Annotated in this window: 11 protein-coding genes; 1 reads left to right on the top strand and 10 read right to left on the bottom strand. The window is 36.6% G+C overall.

The features are described 5' to 3' along the window. The first annotated feature begins 130 nt into the window (after positions 1 to 130). On the top strand, positions 131 to 568 hold the full coding sequence (locus ACFX4I_RS10890; protein ID WP_377420530.1) for a very short patch repair endonuclease: 438 nt from the start codon (positions 131 to 133) through the stop codon (positions 566 to 568). Between the two features lie 38 nt (positions 569 to 606). Here ACFX4I_RS10890 and dcm read toward each other — a convergent pair whose 3' ends face one another. The 10 genes from dcm to ACFX4I_RS10940 all read right to left on the bottom strand — a co-directional run bounded on the left by dcm (position 607) and on the right by ACFX4I_RS10940 (position 22,090). After that, positions 607 to 1,860, bottom strand: coding sequence for a DNA (cytosine-5-)-methyltransferase (gene dcm, locus ACFX4I_RS10895; protein ID WP_377420532.1), 1,254 nt, complete (start codon positions 1,858 to 1,860; stop codon positions 607 to 609). Between the two features lie 323 nt (positions 1,861 to 2,183). After that, positions 2,184 to 7,328, bottom strand: a complete 5,145-nt coding sequence (gene dptH, locus ACFX4I_RS10900; protein WP_377420534.1) for a DNA phosphorothioation-dependent restriction protein DptH — start codon at positions 7,326 to 7,328, stop codon at positions 2,184 to 2,186. Then, a complete protein-coding gene (dptG, locus tag ACFX4I_RS10905) occupies positions 7,309 to 8,694 on the bottom strand; it encodes a DNA phosphorothioation-dependent restriction protein DptG (RefSeq protein ID WP_377420536.1) in 1,386 nt (461 codons plus the stop codon). Before dptG ends, dptH begins: the two co-directional genes overlap by 20 nt. Before the next feature lie 3 nt (positions 8,695 to 8,697). Then, positions 8,698 to 11,031 (bottom strand): DNA phosphorothioation-dependent restriction protein DptF, encoded by a 2,334-nt coding sequence (dptF, locus tag ACFX4I_RS10910; protein WP_377420538.1) that lies wholly within the window; start codon positions 11,029 to 11,031, stop codon positions 8,698 to 8,700. A 362-nt stretch (positions 11,032 to 11,393) separates the two neighbouring features. Further along, complete coding sequence (locus ACFX4I_RS10915; protein WP_377420540.1) at positions 11,394 to 12,044, bottom strand: BglII/BstYI family type II restriction endonuclease; 651 nt, start codon at positions 12,042 to 12,044, stop codon at positions 11,394 to 11,396. An 852-nt stretch (positions 12,045 to 12,896) separates the two neighbouring features. Then, positions 12,897 to 14,303 carry an ATP-dependent helicase gene (locus ACFX4I_RS10920; protein WP_330501566.1) on the bottom strand — a complete coding sequence of 469 codons (1,407 nt, stop codon included), beginning with the start codon at positions 14,301 to 14,303 and terminating at the stop codon, positions 12,897 to 12,899. Positions 14,304 to 14,319: 16 nt separating this feature from the next. After that, entirely contained in the window at positions 14,320 to 14,514 is a 195-nt protein-coding gene (locus ACFX4I_RS10925) for a hypothetical protein (RefSeq protein ID WP_330501567.1), read from the bottom strand. Then, a complete protein-coding gene (locus ACFX4I_RS10930; RefSeq protein ID WP_377420542.1) occupies positions 14,511 to 17,213 on the bottom strand; it encodes a hypothetical protein in 2,703 nt (900 codons plus the stop codon). Before ACFX4I_RS10930 ends, ACFX4I_RS10925 begins: the two co-directional genes overlap by 4 nt. A 19-nt stretch (positions 17,214 to 17,232) precedes the next feature. Further along, a complete protein-coding gene (locus ACFX4I_RS10935) occupies positions 17,233 to 20,292 on the bottom strand; it encodes a UvrD-helicase domain-containing protein (protein WP_377420544.1) in 3,060 nt (1,019 codons plus the stop codon). 856 nt (positions 20,293 to 21,148) lie between these two features. Further along, complete coding sequence (locus ACFX4I_RS10940; RefSeq protein WP_377420546.1) at positions 21,149 to 22,090, bottom strand: zinc-ribbon domain-containing protein; 942 nt, start codon at positions 22,088 to 22,090, stop codon at positions 21,149 to 21,151. Positions 22,091 to 22,203 lie beyond the last annotated feature (113 nt).

The raw sequence follows: 22,203 nt of genomic DNA on the forward strand, positions 1-22,203 counted from the left end.
TTCTTTTACCTTAAATTGTAAGTGAATCAAGTTATATAAACATTAATGATGTTTATAAATCGGAAGGATTGGTACTAATAAAGTAAAGGAATAAAGGACAACACTTCTTTGCTGAAAGGGGATTCTTCAAATGGCAAATAAAGCACGATTACCAGAGACGAAAGAAACCCGGAGTAAAATCATGTCATCCATTAAAGCCGTTTCGAAGCTGGAAACGTTTGTTTCACATGAACTCTGGCATAGGGGTTATCGATTCAGGAGGAATGTCAGGGGAATGATGGGCACACCAGACATCGCCATCAAAAAATATAAGGTCGTCATATTCATCGATTCGTGCTTTTGGCACTTTTGCCCGATACATGGAAAAATGCCGAAGAGCAATGTTGAATTTTGGGAGAAGAAGCTTGAGAGAAACCAGGAACGGGATTTAGAAATCACAAAATATTATGCAGATGGAAATTGGCATATCTTACGAATCTGGGAGCATGAGGTAAGGAAGGATTTTGAAAATACCATCGAAAAAATCACCACTTTCATCGATAATGCCAAGGAAGATGAGATACAATAAAAATGCCCCTGAAAATTTTTCCAGGGACCACTCTAAATTTAATATAAACTAAGTTGTAGTTGTTGTGGATTCACTTTAATGGCTTCCATATCTTCTTCCTCGATTTCAAGGATTCGCTTGGCCATTCTTTCTACCAGTCCGACCACCAAAGCATTTCCCATACAGAAGTACCTCATCCGTTCGGACATTCCTTCCGTCCAATGATCAGGGAACCCATTCAATCGTTCACATTCCACCGGGGTAAGGATGCGAAGCCTTTTCGTTTCGGGGTCTTCCACCACATGGCTACTCCGATTCACTGTACCTTCACTTGTCAGCATCGTACGGCCGGGCTTATCCAAAGCATCCGGGAAAGCCATCCCACCTTCGGAGAAGGTATATTTATGTCCAGTCACAGCGATTCTCTCAATCTTTTTCGGCCCTTTAAACTCTTTAAACTTGTTGATTGCACTTTCGTTCAAATAATACTTTTCATCGACACCTGACTGTAAGATTTCACCTAACATACGTGGTTTCTCCTCTATGGGAACCAGTTGCTCAGTATAAACCTTGCCATTTCTCATTATCCCTGCATTCAAATAAGTCTTCGAGAATGAATCCGATATTTCCAAAAGATCTTCTTCCATCATGAAACAATCGGGCTTATGCTTTGTGGAAATTTCCAACTTCACCGGGAATGCATTTGCGAAGAAACCTCGCTCATGCAGCATGGCGGCTTCACCTTCGTTAAATCTGCTTATGGCATACGGCGTATCGTTCCTTATAGCAAAAATGAAGACCCTGCGTCGCCTCTGGGCTTGTCCATACTCAGCGGCATTAACTACTCTCCACTCAACCGAATAATTCTTATCCCTGAAGCTTGCCAGCATGATGGAAAAGTCCCTTCCCCGCTGTTTCGATGGTGACTTCAATAATCTGTCCACATTTTCCAGCAAGATATACTTTGGCCTGATTCCATCCACTAGCCTCATTATTTCCCAGAAAAGCACCCCTTTTTTACCTTGGATTCCCTTTTCTCCGGAAAGACCCCTGGCAACTGAATAATCTTGACAGGGAAATCCGCCTACAATTAATTCAATCCCTTTATTTACAAACATCTTTTCGTCCACTGTTGTAATATCTTCGTTGGAGTGAACGCCTTTTTCGAACTGTCTTGCATAACATTCAAAAGCATCCTGTGATTTTTTTGATGGTTCCCATTGGTTACCCCAAACCACTTCAAATCCTTTTGCAGCTTCTAGGCCACGGCGAAACCCCCCGACCCCCGCAAACAATTCAATTGCATTTATCATGACCGAACATCCTTTCGGCTTTTATACCTATAATGAATGATAATCCCCTAAAGAATCAAGGATTACCTTAAATAATTTATTTAAATTCTCTTTGCTACTGAATATAATAGTTTAATATTATATATCCTATCTCTATCATTTTAAAGTGTAAAGAAGTAATAGTAAAAGAATTAATGATTCCATTTTTAAATACCCATACTATGGAGAACTAAAATATAAATGCCGCAGCATTAATTAAGAAAGGGTACCATGCAAATGATATCAAGACGATAAACAAAATAAAAATATTAAAAGGCTCCTAGAAAACAGGAGCCTTTTGTATTTCATTTCAATCTTTCATCCAATGAACTTATATCAATGACAATCGGCATACTATGTTTCAATGTACCATCATCCTGAAGCATAGGCCCCGAGACGACACATTGCCCTTTTTTTAATGTGGATAATTTGCGTTCCCATTCTTTTCTTGCATGACTATCTTGAGCAAGATTGGCGGCAATTGAACTAATTTCATTTTCCGGTGGCATAAAGTAAACTTTTTGGCTCGAACCTTGCAACCTGGATATTTCATCGATGGTAAACTGACCTCTGAATGATTGAGTGGCATACCAACCTGACCAGCCAAACTTTCTTCCTTCCGACAAAATTTTAGCGCTTGGGGACTTTTCACGGTGATCCAAATTTTGGGCTTCATCTAAAATGACAGCCAAAGGTTTAGTCTTATCTCCATGATTTAATTGATAATTCCATAAATCCCACAAAATGAATTCAGTAATCATCATCTGAACATCCCGATTATAGCCAGTTAGCTGAACTATGCACACCTTACCTTTTTGAGATAAAATTTCTCCCCAATTATATTCACCATCGCTCTTGAATGGATTTTTATCTATAAGTGGCTTGATTTGAGACCGTGCAGTTTTGGCTGGACCTGTATTGTCCTCTCCAAGTTCCACTAAGAGCAATTCTAAATTCATGCTGTCCCCATACTTATCCAACCCGCGAAGTACAGCTTCATAAATTGCATTTTGCTGTTGGATGCCCAAATCTTTATATACCGACGAGAATACACCTTTAATTCGCTCAGCAATGTCCGTGTTATCCTCATCCATGTATTCATCCTCATCAAGTTCCTTTTGATTACGCTTGAAAGGGTTGATTGGGAACTTATCCCTTGCAACCAGGAATTGTTCCAAACTACCATTTAATTGCTCTTTGAATTGTGGCTCAAGTTTAGAATTTTTAAATCCATCCGTATAATCAAAAATGATGTTGGAGATACCACTTCTCGATAATTCCAATAATAAGCATTGGATGAAATAACTTTTTCCCTGCCCTGACTTTCCAGAAATCAAAATATGGCGATTTGCTAGTTCCCGGTGACCGTATTCCCAGTACACTTTTTTCGTGGACCCTTCTACAGTTCCTAAAAGAACCCTAACATCCTTTAACTCAGGAATGGTTGGAATACTCGGGTCTACGATAACTGATTCTGGTTCTGGTTCTGGTTCTGGTTCTGGTTCTGGTTTTGCTTTTGGTGGTTCTATACCAGTTATTCCTGTAACACCTTCGGACAGTGAATCAGTGGGATCCACTATTTTAAATCGATATTTATGGAACAGTAAAGTTTCTGGTTTAATGTCTGTTTTTGCACTTCTAATATTCCTTTTAAGGGTTTCAATCTCAGTGATAACACCTGAATATCCATCATCCTCAGTTAAATCGACGACCAAAATATCATCATCCAGTCTAATCGATCTCCATGTTTGTTCCTTTTTAAAGGATAACACCGCCCCTTTTCCGATAAACGGTTGGAGATGGTTACTTAATTGATAATCATCATTCAACAATTTTTCTTTCAGGGAATGGATTCGGGAGTAATCCTTTTCGGGCCAGATATCATTATCAATCAATTTCTCAGCATTAGACAATAACAATTGGATGAAGAAGTTCCTAAAGAATTCATTTTTGAATAATGCTTGGTCATCCTCATTATATTTGGCTAATTGAGTTTTAAACAATTGTTGAGTTTTGTTAATTTGCTCTTTTGCTTTAACGATAGTCGATTCTTGATTAAAACCTATTTTCACTTCTACTGGATAATAATGCACAAAGGTATCCTCACCTCTGGTTTCAATGCCAATCAAAAGCAAATCATCACTATGCATACCTTTGACATTAAGGTTTTTCGCAGAAAATACACCTTCACTTTTCGTTAACCTTACTGCTCCTGCAATACGCAATACTTCCTCCAATGATATAGGCACCCAAAGAATGTTTTCGTGATCCAAAGTACTGAGGATATAACGTATCGCTGAAATGATACTTAACTTTTCTCGGGAAAAGTGTCCTTTACTGCCAATTATCCGGAGTAGCCACTCACCATTTAAGCTATTGAACCCACGAATTGCCGTTTCAATTTGACTTGGCTGAGCATTGATTTCCTGACCAGCTAGATATTGCTCGATTATTAATTTATATTGTGCTGATTTATCCGTAACGGTGATTGCATCATATTGTGTGGAGGACGAATATTGATCACTATAATGAATTACCAATAGGTTCCGGGATGCACTTTGGAAAAAGTTCAAATCGACATTAGGTTCTATAAAAGTCACCCAATATGACGTATCATACAATTGATTCAGTATATCTTCATCATAATTGGCTGTTCTTGTAACGATTGTTTCATCCTTACGATAAGGGTTGGTACCCCCGCTATCGAGGTTGCTAGCTAACTCATTCAAACAAATGGCAATAGAGATAAGTTCATTGGTTTGATGTTCAGCGTTCTTCAATCCAAAACCCGTACGATAATCCTTCTCCGTTTCCAAGAATGATATGGATGAAAGAAGCCCTTTCAATGACAAGCCAGTATCAATATCCTGGATTTTATTTTTAGCTGGTGAATCGTTCGATATCATTTTATAAAACGAAATATGGGCATAGCCATATTCATTTACATTCAATGGTTTATAATAGAGCACGTTTTCCCGAATCAACCTTAAAACATCAACTGCATCCAATTTTTTGGTGGTTAATGATACATTGAACGTTGCTTCAAATTCTTCCACATCGTCATTCATGGAAAACTTTTCGAAGGCACTGACGGAAGCTTTATCATCATAAAGGGCAACTTCAATCGGAACGATTTCAGATGCACCTTTTTTATCAATTTGCTTTTTGATGAAATTGATGAGTCCTCTAACTACCTCATGATCATTACTGATGTTAATTACATTTATTTGAATCGGTGATTTAGATTGTTTTAAAAATAGAAAAGGGAAGTGCTGCACGAATTGATTTAATTTTTCCTCCACTACATTAGCTAGGAACGCATTTGATTCCCCTATTGCCACTTTTTGCATCGGCTCATAAATCATCCATTCTGGAGCATCTTTCTGATTTATAGGGCGATAGATTTCTTTATCCTCCCCATAAATATATGGAAGTAAATTATTGGGATGTAGCCTATCCAATATATGCAATTCTATTGGCTCATTCTTCAACCTTTTATTGATTTCCAATTGGTATGCCACATTTAAAGGGTGTAAAGGTGTAAATGAAATTTTATCTTCTTCTATGATTGTTCCAAGTTTAAATAAGTTCTTGGATTGTTCCGCCAAAATTACATTCTCCTGAATTCCCGAAATCAATTTAATGAAAGAATTTACGTACTTTAAGGATAAATCGAAAAGCTCTTCGTTCATATATGAAAGACTAGGTAATAAGTTTCGCGATTTATAATACCCAAGCAAATCGTTATAAGCCCGTTCAATTTCCACGTTTAAATCAAGACTAAAACCTTCAAGCCCAGTTACCTCTCGCTTCGCATGGAAAAGTCCTTTACCCACCCACTCTTTTTCATCCAATAAATATACTTTTATTTCTTCACGTGCTGAAAACTCACGTGTGTTTTGTTTTAACTTATTATTTTCGACATCATAATGGAAATCCTCTAACTGTTCCCTTTTAAGTTTCCATATTCTGCTTCCCGTAATGGGAGTTACCCTAGAAATTTCTTCCTTTATATTGAATGGAATTAGGGCTCCATTTTTTTGTATCTGGAAATGTAAGTTATCATCATTCCAAGCTGAAGAGGCATTTGAAATTTCAATCCCTTGATCCGATTCCATGATGACTTGGTTTTCTTCTTCAACGAATATTTCATTCCTACCAGAATCTTTATCTCCAAAGGTAATCATTTCGTCTTTTTTATTTAAAATGATCTTTTTGGTTTTACTATTGACTTCATATAGCGTTTTAATTTCCCCCAAGAAATCCTGGTCGCATTCAACAATGGCAATATTGAAATCATACTTGGATTTCGATTGATTGTTATGTGTATAGACGACTTGGTGGAAAGTGGTGCTATTAGGTTCATGAGCTAGGGACATCACTAGCTTTTTCCCTGATACACTACACAAGTTTTCGGATTTTTTATGGATGAATTCTTTTTTTAGACGCTCATCAAATTCAAAGGTAAGATTTACTTGGCTTACTTTTGTTGTATTAAAAACAATCAAATGCCGCTTTCTTTGGCCAACATTGGTATCTTTGTGAGGCTTTTCCCAATAGAATAACCCTTCACTGGATTTCTTTTTCGGACTTTCAATATAACCAAGAGTCCGTCCAGTTACTACATTATCGGCTGATTCCTTCACAAATCCATAGTCTAGTTCATTCCAACTTTCCTTGCGTAAGGCTTGGACACCTTTATCATCAAATATTTTTTCCAACTGGTTTTGAAGGTTTTCATATTCATGTATATGTTGCACTTTTTCGAATAAAGCATAGTTTTCTTCCAATCTTTTTTTCATTTGGCTTTGAGGATACTGATTCAATTTCCCGTCATAGAAAAGTCCTAAATGGGAATAGTCTTCTTTTTTTATCTGTCCTTGTGATAGGAAGCCTAGTATCTCTTCATAATCCCATAATGATGATTGAATAAAAGATTCTTCCAATTTCTTGTTAAGGTGAAATTTCAACAACTCTTTTTGATCGGCTGCCAGGGACTTATTCTTTTCGATTTCTTCTTTCAAAGTCCTTAATATTGACTTTACATTGAAAGGCATTCCTTCTTTTTGTAAGTCACTACTTCCACCCCTTATACTGTCCAGTGTTTCATGACAAATGCTCAGTAATGCAGTTCCTGACCAAATTCCCTTCTGTTCCCCCACTTGATTCCGAAGTGTTACCAAGAAATCGGGGGTCACATTTTCGGAAGTTGCCGCAACGACGATTTTCACTCTTCCGGATTGAAGCGAAAATGTTGTATACGGGGAGCCTTGATGATGCTGATATCTAAAAATGCCTGATGTTTCATCAGATTCCAGGAACTCGTAAAACGCATTAACTTGTTCCTCATTATCAAATTGCAGATAAAAGCGTTCTCCACCTTGTAAAGTGACTTGATTAAAATAATTGATTAATTTCTCAGATAGGTATTTATAAAATTGGTTTAACATATTGGGCATCCCCACTATCACTCTTTTTGTCTAACAAATTCAATTTATCATATAATTTAACGATTTCTTCTCGGGAATATCTATCTAAATATAAGCCCCGGAGTTCCAAATCAAGGAAAACCTGCTTTAATGACTTTCGTTCTTTTTTTAAACTAAGTGCGGTTAACAACAATAATAAATCCTGGCTAACATTCAACATGTAACCTAATGAACCCCTTGTTTTCAGGAAGAACTTTTTTCCGATTTCTTCAATTGACAAACTATACCGATTTCGTGGACCTTGCATCGTCGGCTTTTCGTATGCCTCTTCAATGCTTGAATATAGCTTTGCAACCAGATCTTCATATGTTAAATTCTCAGGTAAGTTTTGTTCGGGTAGAGCTAGATGAAAGCGATACTCCACTATCCATTGATTAAGCAGGCCCAATAGCACCTCTTTTTCATCAGAAGACAACTGTTCATATGTCAGCTGCAATTCAGAATAACTCTGGGAATCATCAGTTCCCATCAAGAAGTTCAAATGCTCTAAACTATTGATATCAATTAATAGAGTACGTGCGGCTTCCTTGATCATCTGGTAACCATAACCATAGCTCTTACGATTTTTACTCGTTGCTTCCCAATCCAAAGTGTAAAAAATTTCATTGTTTAAATCGAGTTTACCTTTTCCTTTTTGAGAAATCTTTAAAGTCAATTGGGTAATATAAAAAAAGTAATAATAACTTAAGAATATTTCATAATGACTTTTAAAGTAATCCTCATGTTGCGCCAAAAACAAGAAATCCTCTTTAAACATCTTTGAAATGTATGGAAGTTTGCTTGAATATTTTATTTTAGCATCCGTCTTCTCCACCCCGGCAAGTTGATGCAATACTAACTTCGCCACTAAATCATCGGATGAATTCTTTTCAAACATTTTCCCGAATTCCTTATCCGCTTCTATCAAGACATCGGACAAAAATTTGGCAATCTCCTGTTCCCCTTTCATTTCAGGACCCTCATTAAAGGGCAGGTATTGAAAAACGTGTGGGTGGAACACTTTAATATTGCCCTTTTTATCTTGTAAATACAGGCGGAGTATTTGTTCAAAGAATGGTTTATCCTCTTCTGAAACATCGACTACCTGGCTGATATTTTTAATCAAATCCTCAAGATTCAACTTTTCCTTCAAATGATTTGATGAAATATTACGGGTAAACTCACCTAGAACGCCTTCAAATCCCTTACGGAACTTAGGTCGCTCCGTACCCCTCGTGGTAAATGGCAAAAAGGTGCTCTTACGATTGATTGTATGTTTAAGCCCTGCATTATCAGGCTTGATAGATAAGGAATCTCTTAATTCTTGTAAATTTTTCTGCTCAACCATCACTTAATCCCTTCTGAACGTGAATTCTTCGTAGTCATCATCATAAATCAATTTAAACGCTTTATTGGATTGAAGGTTTACGAATAATAACTCCTTTTCCCTATTTCCGTGCTGCATGATTTTATCTATAAATTCAACATATTGAATGCAATCTTCTTTATCCTTCTTATTGGGACGATATCCTTTAGACAACTTAACCAACATTTCATATAAAGGATAATCAATCTCCATAAAGAAAGGATTTCTCCTTGATTCATCACCAAATGCTAAACGAATCGTCAAATGAAACCTATTTAATACACCATCGCCACCACTTTCCAAGTGCCCAAAATAAGGTTTGATCATTAATGATTGCGCCACTTGAATGTTTTCATTCGATTTATCTATATATACATAATCATTCTTTGGGGTACCGTTCCAAAGGAAAATGGATTCTTTCAATAAATTCGTTATCCTCCTCAAACCATTCCTATCCCCTATATTAAAATGATATAAATATGAAAGATATTCCTTATAGTCGCTGTCCACAAAGACTTCCTTCACTTCATTGGCTAAAAAATAAGCCAAGCGGATTAACGCCTTATTATACAGATGACGGGAGGCTTCCGTTAAATCATGGAATGCACCAACACCCTCTATTTCCTTTGCCCAATCTCCAAGGGAGGACAGGTCAATATACTTATTGAAGGTATCCTTGATATCCAATGAATTATTCAATTCAATCAGTATTTGATCGACTACATCCGTACGCTTATGAATTGGGTCCAATGCTGAAATCACTGACAACAAATGGGAGCGATCCTTTCCTTCGAAAAGAAGGTAAGGAAGTAGACCTTCCGTCTTTTGAACAGCATCAGAATTAATATAATCCACTTCCTGATTAGCCGGCACCATGATATCATGAATGAAATTGAGTAAAGATCGTGTTGAAATGATCATTTTATGCTTGATGATAGCCTGAATTAGCAAATCCACTATTCCTTTCCTAATTTCCGGCAACATCAGTAATTCATAGTTAGTGATAAAGAAACCTTTTATCCTTTCCTTATCCCTTAAGTACGCTCGGTAGAAAGGATTTTCCTCCGTGTTATTCACTAAACGCTCTAAAAGGGTTGAATAATATTCCGAAACAGATCCACTTGCCGTTAATTCAAAGGGTTGATAATCGCTAAAACTGATTAAATGAAAGTTGTCATTCTCTTTGTTTTCCGTAATGGTTGAAGTTTCAAAGACATTGGCCGCTTTAATGAATTCAGATAATATTTTGAAGTTTTCCAACGCATAAGGTGATTCCATGAAGTTATTCAGGACTCCCAAATTAATGGCCAAAATCAATTTATCTTGAGCACCTTTAATTTTTTCATCACTGAAAGGCTTCAAAATTTCAGCCAATGTATCCAAAGAACTCTTTTGCGGATCGAAACTCTCGGTGGCATCGTTATGAATCATGAACTGATTTACCAAGTCAGGATATTTATTTTTCAAATATGCAAGCAAATGGGATTTTCCATCACCAACACTTCCACACAAGAAAATCAACTGAGCCTGATTCCTACTTACCGACCTATTTAATGCCTGCTCCAAATCATCTTGAATCGACCTTTTCACATGTAAATATTCTTTAAAACCACTAAATTGATTTGAATTCTCGATGGCCTCTTGCGAAGATTCCTTTAGTTTCGATAGCTCTTTAAGTAAATAACTTTCTCCTTCTTCAAGAGTGAATTCAAATTGGTCACTTATTTCTTTTTCATATACAAGATTAGGCTGTGGCGCATTTTCCCGAATTACAGGAACTTCGCTCTCAGTTTCAACTGTAGCTGCAGCTGCTTTGGATGCTGTCAATATCAATTCCAATTTTTTCTCTAAGCTTGAGGTCTTTTCCTCAAGTTCACTAAATATATTTAAATCACTTTTCGGTTGTGGATATTTATATTTTTGTGCAACAAATGAATAATCCCCATAAAGTTCCATGAACCAAACTGATACTTCAAACAACCGTTTATGCATCTTGAAGGCATTTTCCAAATCATTATCAATGAATTCATGTGTTCCTTTATTTCCTAAATAACGGATTGTATCGAAAGATCTTGCAATATCCTTTGTTAAAATCTCCTCTTTCTCTAGAAGCTGGATCCGTTCCACCAATTTTAAGTAGCTTATATTTTCAAGCTCTTCATGTTGCTTAGCAATTTCCTTCAATAGCTCTTCAGAAAATATTCTTCCTTTTATTAAAACCGTTTGTGGATCATTATAAAAGACATCTTCAATCTGCCGACCAATTTCCGCTAATTTCGGAAACTTCCCCTCTAAAAATCCAAAATTATTATTCTGCAATTACTAAAACACCTCAGTATGTCTTTAAATTTTTTTAAAAGCCTATAAAAATATATATTCAAAAAAATGAACACTGATCATTTTCTACCTTGAAAAAATTAAACATGAAACTATATACTTATAGTTTCATGTTTAATTATAGCAAACGGTTTACAATGGTCCTAGAGTAATAATCCATATGTTTTCCAAAGTTTAAGTTTGTTGTACAATCATTTTAATATGTCATACGAATTCCATATGAATTATTCAAGAATAAATCCTTTAATGTATACCCAATTTTTGATTAAGACAAAAAAAGCAACCAACCAAAGGTCAGCTGCCATCATTTTCTACTATTTATTTAGCATGACCTCATCCATTAATTATTCATGCTTTAAGTTCTTTATAAAATCCCTAACAAACATTTCATGCTTAATATTGGATTTACTTTGGAGTTCTTTCAATGTGAGCTCCCCTGTATTCAGCGGTAGTTCATCTTCTTCATTATAGTCTAACCCTATCACTAAGATTGGGAAATTAAATATCCCGTTAGCCGATTCCATTTCACCCACAGTTTTTTCGTATGTTGCTATTCCACTGTCTATTCGCTTTGATAAACTTTCCGTAGGTAATATTAACACACCAATATTATTACTTTTTTTATAATTTAAAAATTGGAGTTTAAAATAGTTCCGATAAGTACTGGCTACGTTTCCAAATTCCACTTCAAGATGAATATTGTAGTTTTGTTCCTCGTTTGAAACAATTTTTTTATAGTCAATCGTTAAATATTCCTTATCATTTATAGGAAAATGCTCATCATGGTTCCAGCCATCGAATTTTAGTCTTAGATTTAAATATGAATCTATAATTTGTTGAATTACATCCAGTTTCTTTTGATTCGCGGATTTATTTTTATATATAGGAATTGGGGCTTGTTTGCAAATATTCATTAGCTCATCATATGTTTGTTTAAATGGCTCTTGAGAGAGAATATTCTCGGCGAAATTATGGGAATGAATCTTCAGTTTCATTTTCTTCTCCTATTTTACAATTTTTAGTTTATTTTTCCTTTAACACTCAAGAAAAATTTTTGATGATTCCCCTTTTACTATAAACTAAATTAATGGACTTTTCTTTTCATTTCTTTTTATCTAAATTATACAAGCATCTCGTATCAAAGGCACTATATGATGCCAATAAATAAGCGTCCGTGATAAGGACTTGATCGCCTGTGAAAAAAAGAACTTTTGCACGACTTTAATTGAAAGTCCAAAATGTGGTTTGCTAATCTTAATGTACCATTTCGGTTTTAAAAATAACAACATTTTCATTAATAAATTGGCCAATTGTTGAACCAAACTCTTGTACTCCCTCAGTATAATAAAGTAAAAGCGGCTTTAAAGAAATTTAAGCACACGCACAATTAGTTCAATAAGAAATTGGTATTTACTATTTCTTATTCATATTTCGAAAGGAGTAGATATCATTAAGCAATTTAAATAGTTCTCAACTCTTGGATAAATTGTACATCCATTGGGTTTCATAATATAGATAGACTAAAATTCATTTCTTTTACAAATCGCTTTAAAAACAAGTAAAAGTTTCATACAGAAAATGTTTTAAAAAAGGGAGTGATGAGGATTTCTCATTTTTCTCTTTTTTATCCATACTTTTGCAAAACTGTTCTAGGTTTAATTTGTAAGCAATTATTATTGAAGATTTATCTGGGATAAAAGGGATTATTTAAATATGTCATAGATTCATTTGTATACTAATCATTTCTGTCTTTTATCCAAACATAAAACCCCGGCAAGTTTCCGGGGCATTGCTTATAAAAGAAAGAATCATGATTTCTTATTATCCCAGTCCAACCTATTAGTTCCTTAAATTTTATGCTTTATGTATAAATTAGAATCAATCTCCTTCAGCAGTGAGGAGGGTTGGTCATAATAATAGAGCTGTAAATACGTTTTGGCACGTGTAATCGATACATAGAGAAGACGGCGTTCGACTTCCATGTATTCCTCATCCTGAAGTTCTTTATCACCATTATCCTCAAATAAATCTAAGATAATAACGTAATCAAATTCCAAACCCTTTGCGGAGTGGAAAGTTGTAAGTTTAACCCCGGGAGTATGGACATCACCTTGTTCCTTTTTAATAAACTCATGTGGAATCGATTCAGCTTGCAATCCATAGTAAAGCCTATTGATACTTTTCCAGCCCCTTGAAAGAACTCCAATAGTTTTATCAGGATTCTCCTGCAAAAAGGTTTTTATTGTGGTTACAATTGCGGCATCTTGTTTTTCTTTTGAATCACATTGAAATACATCTGGCACAGGACCGGTGTATTCTGGTAAAATTGTGGCAACATATTCCTCGTCCTTGACAATAGAATCATGTAATTGCAGACTATGAGCCATTTGAATAATCTGTTTCGTCGACCGGAAGGAGTTTTGTAAAATTTTCGTTCTTCCTCCAAGTATATTAATACCAATTTCTTTCCATGAAAAAGACGTCTTGTAAATCTTCTGCCCCTTATCCGCGGCAACAACAAATCCTTTTTTGGCAATAGACCGTAACAGCATCAGCTGTACTTGTTGTAAATCCTGACCTTCATCAATCATGACTTGATCAAACTTAAATGTATCCTTTATCTTTTCCTTATTTTCCAGTAACGTCAACGCAAAGTCATCATAATCCATTTTTCTTGCGTTTCTCTTCACCCTCTCGTACTCTTCGAAAATACCATAAATAACCTTTCGATCCAGTTTCGTCACCCTAATTGAACTGCCTCGTCCGGCACGTGATACAGTTTGGTATTCTATTAAATTCTTAATCCCTTTCCCTTTAATCCATGAAATCTCCTCGCCTAAGAATTCACCGAATTTCTCTTCAATGACAAAACGATGCTTGGATTCCTTTCTAATAATAGCCATGGCATTTTTCAAGTATTCCTTTTGATCTCTTGTGCTTGTAACAATCAACCTACTTCTTTTCAATGCATCACGCAATGCTCCATATGCCCAGCCATGAAAGGTATAGACAAATAAATTATTCGGTCCAATTTGCTCAGCAATCTTCTTAGCATATTGACTTAACGTTTTATTATAGGTAAAAAGGCCAATCCTAACGGATGGATCCTTTTCAATCATTTTCCGTGCTTTCCTAAGTAGCACAGTTGTTTTACCGCTCCCGGCAATCCCCTTTAGTAATAATTCCTCGCCTTCATAATTGACGACTTCCTCCTGTTTATCCGTTAACTGGTGTTCGATTGCAACTGCAGTCATGATCTTCTCTCCCTTTTTACCAATCTTCATCATCATCTTCATCATCGGCATAGATATCGTCCAATGCAGACGGGACGGGATTGCTTTTTTCTATTGTTTTTTTTACGATGGCCAGATTTTCACCGAGATTCTCTTCAAGCTTTGCTCTATCGATTTTCTGTTTACGAATACGCCACTCTTTGGCCAGGATTCCCCATATTGTGGTCGTCATTTAGTCCGCTTCCTTTCTGCATCATCGACTGGATGAAATGCCTCAGGACAAATTTGGGTATGCGGGCAATAGCGGCATTTACCACTCGGGGTTGCTTCCATTTGGATTGGAAATTCTTGCAGTTGTCTTTCGAATTCCGTTCTCAAGGTTGGAATGACGATGCCAGGCTGGTTATAAAGATGTCCGATTTCGGCTGCAACCGCTTTGCTTTCTTCGTCAGCCTTACTATTTTGAAGAACAGGAAAGAGAAACAACTTGCGCAAATCACTAAACTTTTCTTCTATTCCGTATGGCGTATATCCCCCATAGTTCTTTTTCGCCCAATAACGGTACTTTAGATTTCCTTCGGCAATCAAATTCAATTTGAATTCATCCCAATATGGGAAAAATTCAAACACTTCTTCCTTGATTTTTTCATCACTGAGATTCGGCAACAAAGCACCGATTGATTTCAAGAGGTTGCCAAAAAGAAATTCATGGACAAATTCACTTTGAAACGGCCCGGAACTGCCTGATATATAACTATAATAAAATCTCCGCGGGCAGAACATGAATTCTGCTAAAGCATCAATCGGATAAGCCAAAAAGGAATCCAACTCCTGCTTCGTGATTTCCCTCTCAAACTTTACATCAAGCAATTCATCTTGCATAACTACATCCTCACTGTTTGGTTCCAAGTTCAGCTGGCTCAAATAGATAGCCTTATCCAGGTTCTTTTTATCCTCCAATTGAACCATCCACGACAATTCAAGTTTCTTAGAGAATTGAAGAAGATTATAAACCAAGTATCTCGTAATCTCCTTCACACAGTCATTCCGTAAAACCAGAAAAGACAGAGGGATATTTCTTTTAGCGACATCATGAAAGACCTGGTCACTTAGTGGCCATGGAAGTTTGAACTCAGAATAAGGAAGACTGTTTTCATCAAGTCCTGTCACATGAGTGATACCATTTTTCTTGAAAGCTTCCCCATCAATTTCAATGAAAGGCCGAATTAACTCTTCATCTTGATGATCCTTTTTTAAATGCCCCGATAAATACAGACTAATAGCAGTACTAATATCATTGACATGAAAAGCTCCGATATCGGGAGTTGTTTGTAGTGTTTTTCTAAGCTGAGCAATCAAGACTCTTTCTTCATTTGAAATTTCATGCTCAAGGTACGGATTGGATGCTTCGAGCAATTGACGAAGTTTCGTAAAATGATCAGAAAGTGATATCCTCTTATTTCCAGCGCCAAACAGGTCGTCCGAAACTTTAAGAATCAAGTCTATAAAACGCGATATTTGAAGAACATCCTCTTTTGCTGTTGCAAACTGGGAAAACATCGCAAATGGACTAGACATCCTTTTTTGAAAAGAATCATCTTCTTCCTGTTGAAATATTGGAACAACATTTTCAAGTATAGTGAGCAAATGTTTTACTCTTTTAGTCCATGATTCTTTTGTTACGCACCCTTTGAAAAATGGAAGTACATCTTGAAGAACCTTTGTGTAATCCTTCGCATTGTTCCTCGTTTCCTTATCATGCAACCACCCCGAGGCAAAGCATTCAAAGAGACCATTCTCCGTCAAAATAAGGCTCTCCTCTTCCTCACTCCACATTTGATGGAGTTGATAAAGATACTGCCCAATCGGAAACCCAAGAAAATGCCTTTTAGCTTTGAATAGCTCTGGATAATATTCCTGTAAACGATCATTCAAGGAATCTGCATTTGGAGCAAGATATGTTTTATTAACCTCGGTTTTTGATTTTTCAAGATTGCTTTCATAATCTTGAAGGAAGTCATAGAAATCCTGAAAATCCTTGACCTTTAAATATTCCGGTTTTTGATAGTTTTCGACTAGTTCTCCATCAAAATCACTTAAGAACTTATCGGCTATGGTTCTTTCTAGTCTCGTGCACTTCTCAATTTCCCACTTGTTTTTATCTATCCAGCCATGTCTACCATTTATGAATTTTCCAATAAAAGAAAACGTTTCTGGATAACGGTCATCATAAAGATTCAAAAAGACGATGTTCACTCCGGCATTTTTTAATAATGAAAATACTCGTTGCTGTTCTGGTGTCATAAAGTAGAATCCATGCAGGACAATCCTTTCATAACTGACCGAATGGTTAATCTTATTAAAAACGGTCTCATCCTCTGTATAGGAATTCTCAATTATCTCTTTGATAATTTTGTTCCAACGATTATTTAATGTGCTCTTCAGACCAAAAGTAGAAAGCTTTCTTACTTCCTTGATGGATGCGTTCTTTTCAAAATTTCTCCAAATAGTTAAAAATACTTCCTCCTTAGGCGAAAGTATGAGCTCTTTTGAGTCTAAATCAGCAGGTGTCACTCCTGATAATTCCATCATTCTTATGGTTTCAAGCACCTCGATTTGATTGCGCCGAAAGGATGAAAGGTAGTTGCCTTCTAATATACCTTCATTTTGGATGATATCTGATAGATGTAAATATTGTTTAAGTTTAACTTCAGAGCTGTACCAATCACCTAGCAAACACTCAATCAATTGAATTGAACTCACAATAGGTGCTGTGATAAACGGCTCGTCCTGATCTTTTTGATATCTTTCATACACCCCATCCCTCATGTTTTTGGTTGCACATACATGAAGGACATCGGTATAGGGCTTAAAACCATCAAATTGATCAAGTTTTTTAGGATTGCTATAGGTCATCACTTTACAATTCATACTTAGCTGAACTCCCCTCCTAATACCCCATGTCCAATTGCATGGACCAGGTATCATCCATTTGTTTACTTGGTAGGAAAATAACCAGTCTTTCCCGGGACCTTGTCATCGCGACATATAGCAATCGCGTTTCCTCTTTAACAATTTCCATTGTTTCAGCATCATTAAAACCCTCATAAAAACTGTTTTCAAGTTTATGATTCTTCACAAACCAGCCGACCGTTTTCTTTTCATCATCAAATAAAACTTCATCCCATTCAAAATGGAAAGGTTGCTCTGTGAAAGGCATAATGACCGTATGATATTCCAAACCTTTTGATTTGTGCACGGTGACGATTTCGACTACGTCCTTTGCGTCCATAGTTTCGACGCGAGGTTCATCTTCTTCACGATTGCTTTTTATGTTGATTCCCAGCCACGAGTGAAGAGCGTAAAGTGTCGCATTCGTACTGTCAAATTGCTGGTGAAGCAGATTCATCAAATGATTCAGGTTGGATTGATATTTCCGAACATCGAATTTCGCCTTCTCTCTTTCTCTCTCTGATGGCATTCCCTCGAATAATACGAGTTTTTTAGAATATAGAGTCTGAAAAACATCCGGGGTCATGAAATTCCGAATCACTGCAAATACAGGCTTGACCCTTAATTGCTGGACATGGATTTCAAAATCTTTTTGAAACCAAGTATTCTCTCGTAAATACCTTAGGATTTGATTATTATCCCCCTTGAATTGCACCAATTCGTCTACCAGCACCTCGTTTTTAAAAAATGGAGTGGCCAATGCATTCAGTACACTTTTCGCATCATTCGGATAGAGTAGAGCGCCTACTAAACGATAAAAGTCCTTAACCGCCTCGCTATTATAAAAGGTCCCTCCTACATTCATTTCCACTGCAATGCCGTGCTCATCCAGCCAATCATAGACACGCTTCGCTTGGTTGTTCGTCCTAACAAGCAAAGAAATCTTCCTTTGCTTTGATTCATGTATCTGATTTTTTATGAGCTCTTGAGCATTCTCCACTTCATTCAGTACTTTGCCTTTTAGCTCATCAGCCCATTTATTGTACTTTTTCACACGGAATTCATTCATTCCAAAGGTCGAATCTTCATTTCCAATCAAGTGATCTTTTTCTTTGTATGTCAACTCGCCTCGCTTACCCCAAATTTTAAAATAGCGATGCAGTTTTTCCAACAGTGTCTTGGAGGTCCGGTAATTGATTCGAAGCGGTTCATCGATGAATGGTTCGTCAACATTTTCCTTCAGTTGAGTAAAAGCCGTATAATCCGCCCCCCTGAAACGATAGATTGACTGTTTGATGTCTCCAACAACAAATAATTTTGCTTTGATCATCTTATTAATTTGGGCAACAAGCTTGATTTGAACATCATCGCTGTCCTGAAATTCATCAACAAACAAGTATTTAAACTGATATGGTAGTTCTTTTAGCGTTTCAGGGTTTTCCGAACTGATTTCATTAATTTTCCGCACAAGATCACCGATTGTAATAGCATTTTCACGCTTTTTCACTTGATTAAAGTTTTCTTCACAACGTGGGAATGCATAAGTAAACAGGTCATTTAGCTTTTCAAAAGGTTCATCTGGGAAGTCGCCCTCCCGCCACTCCAAGCCGGAAATTTGTTTTTCACTAAGCCCTTTTCTTTCCATTTCATCCCAGAAAGACTCCACGATTTTCACAAGTTCATAATGTTGGAAATTTCCAAGCCCCAGCTTTTCAATAGGTCTGCCAGCTACAAATTCATTTAAAATCGCACTGATGATTTCCCTACGTTTGACCTTATAGCCTTTAAGCTGTACATTGCGGCCAAAACCAAGGATGAAACCAAGTTCCTGAATCAGCGACTTCGCAAATGAATGTATGGTGCTGATGTTCATTTCTCGCAGTTCCTCAGCATACTGCAGGTATCTTGGCTGTCTAGTTACCTGTTGCCTGAGTACCAATTCTTGCTTCAAGCGATGCTTCATCTCCTGAGCAGACTCTCTCGTAAAAGTAATCATCACAATATCCTTCAGGGAAACCCCTGGAACCATCGCAAGTAAATACATGATACGCTGTATCATGACCGTGGTTTTCCCTGTACCCGCACCAGCAGAAATGGCTAAATTTGCCTCTACTGGTGAATGCTCAACCTTATATTGTCCTTTATTAAAGTGTGGAAATTTATCCAGCCACTCACTCATAAATGCCTCATCAACTCCGATTCCATCGACAACCTTAATTGGTTCTTCCAATTCATAAGGATCATCGGACGAGACATATTGAAACAAAAGTGTTTTTTCGAATTTTTGATAGAACGGGCTAGGGAACCATTCTGATTTCTTTTTAAAACAAGAAAGAATAATCACTTTAACTCCTTTTTCTAAAAGCGGTTCAAATAATCGCATATCCTGAAGGAGCTTCATCTCTGTGGAAGCGATGTATAAAAGTGAATATTTCGGTCCCTCCTCCACCTCAAGACTCCCAGGTAACTTCTCTCCATGAATCAATTCCGTTAGGCCCGTCCATTCGTTATCCTTTAGTGGGATGCCGGTCCGGTAAAGGAAAGCAGATGTTACTTTCTCGAGTAGGCCTTTCTCATTGGAAAGGTCCTCCTTGAATAAGATAGGGGGATTGCTAGGAAGACGATTAAAGCCACGTTCCGCCCACTCTTCCTTAGTTATATATGGAAGGGATACCAAAATCCTCTTTGAAAGCTTGTTCGCTAATCCTTCTTTTTCATTAACCCAATCCATCAAACTATGCATTTGATCTTCAGCCTGCTGGTACGGATTTCCTTCTTCCGTATAAAAATTTTGATAAATCCATTTATGTCCTTGTATTCCAACGATTTGATCAATCGTGATTCCTTTTACTTCGATAATCGTTACCCCTAATTTCTTATCTAACAGCAAGACGTCTGGTTCCTTCCTTCCAGAGAAATCGTCCGAGAAGATGGGATAGTTCCAATAACCTATACATTCTCTATCATTGAAAGCAGCTTTAAGGGCATCCCATACGATTTCTTCCGCATTGCTGCCTTTCTTTTTTCTCATAAAGGTAGAAATAAATAGTCCAGCCAAAACTTTCACCTTCTTTAGTTATTTTTTCCTATTTTTCCATTTATCATTATAGCAAAAAAGTAGATAATTGTAAGCAAACCCTTAAAATTTCAATAAAACATCCTATTACTTTTATACCGAACATCAATATAAGAAAATTTTTTTATCGGATACTTAATACTTTTTTAAAATAATACTTCTTCCCAATTAGAAATAAATGTTTCATAGCTTCAACCAATATGTCTAAAGGCTTATTTATTGTAGTCATTTTTTACTTCTAACCACCAATTATAGTTGACGTGAACTTTTATTCCTTCAAAAGCATGGTGACACAATAGCGTTTTAATTTCCAAACTCATTTTTAACATTTATTATGGACAAATAACCCCTTCTTATTTAAGAGGGGGCTTGGTCAAAGGATATAGATACTATTAAAAAACACGTGAACTTTCCTTATATAAAAGGGCAAGATGAGAAAACATATACAAGATTACTGACTAATAGAAAAAATAGATTGGATACAGTTGAAATACCTATATAACAGAACCAGGAGAGAATACAATAAGCCCCTTTCATTTGATAAGGGCTTATTGTTATTATGCATGATCAAAATAAAGGACAGTTAATAGAGAAGAATAAAAGTAGACAGCAAACCATCTGAACGATTTGATTGGGCAAACTTTTAATGATTCAATACACAAAAAACCTCAATAATTCCAATTGGAGCAATCGAAGGCTGAATAGTCTGTATGTTCGTTATGAAACACTGCGTCTATCATAAAGGAACCGCCGTATATCGAACGGTACGTACGGTGGTGTGAGAGGTCGGGGGTTAGTCATTTAATTGGTTCGAATTGGCAGAACATATCAATATACATTATATCTTTTTTTGTCCAGCACAATATGGACATCCAGAGCCCTTCGAAGTGCGATTATTTGGAGTAGCTTGCCATTCATGTCCGTTGTCGCAAAACCACCACCGCTTTATATTGGACTTTGGAAAAACATCCTCAGGTTGGATACTATTGCGTGTTCTATGCCAATACTTGGATATTTTTGGGTATTTCATTTTCAAGCTATTTTCTGTAAGCAGTTTACGCCCTGAACAGTATGGACATCCATTGCCCTTTTTACGGTTATATACACTAGCCTCCCATTCATGGCCTAGTTTACATTTCCACCAAACTTTTTTTTCAGAACCAGGTGTGACATCAGATGGAGTCAATGTATCATTTTTTACTGGATGCCACTCTAAACTTAAATCAGGATGAATAACTTCCAGATTATATTCAGGGCTTGAACGGCGGCCAGAGCAAAAGGGACAACCTCTGCCTTTTCCTCTGTTGCTAATCCAATCTTCCCATTCATGACCTTTTTGGCAAATCCACCATACCTTTTTACTAGAGCCAGCCATGACTTCTTCTGGAATAAGTTTATTATTTTTGGAAGAATGCCATTCTTTTGATAAAAATGGATTTAAGAAGGCTAAAGATTTTTCAAAACTGACTTTTTGCCCAGCACAATATGGACAACCATACCCTGAAGTTCGGTAATTAATCGGTGCCTGCCAAGTATGTTTATTTTTACACTCCCACCATATTTTCTTATTCGAACCAGGCGAGAAATCGAAGGGTGTTAAATTATTATTTTTTGTTTGGTGCCACTGGGATGATATTAAGGGCTCTAACACCCCTAGACTTTTTTGTATTCCAATTCTTTCCCACTGGTCATAAATATCGTCTTCATCCTGTTGTAAGTTCACTTTTATTAGTTCTTTTTTATTTAGCTTAATTAACAATTTATGAAGTGCTTCTTCCAAGTTATCAAACTCAATTACTTCTACAAAATTGTCCAATGGAGTTAGTATAGTTTCATGGACACATTTTAGTTAAGTCCTTACAATGATTTTTGAGAGGATGTGTCCGTCTTGGA

Origin of the sequence: Peribacillus sp. YIM B13472 (assembly GCF_042788005.1) — a bacterium.
GTDB lineage: Bacteria > Bacillota > Bacilli > Bacillales > DSM-1321 > Peribacillus > Peribacillus simplex_E.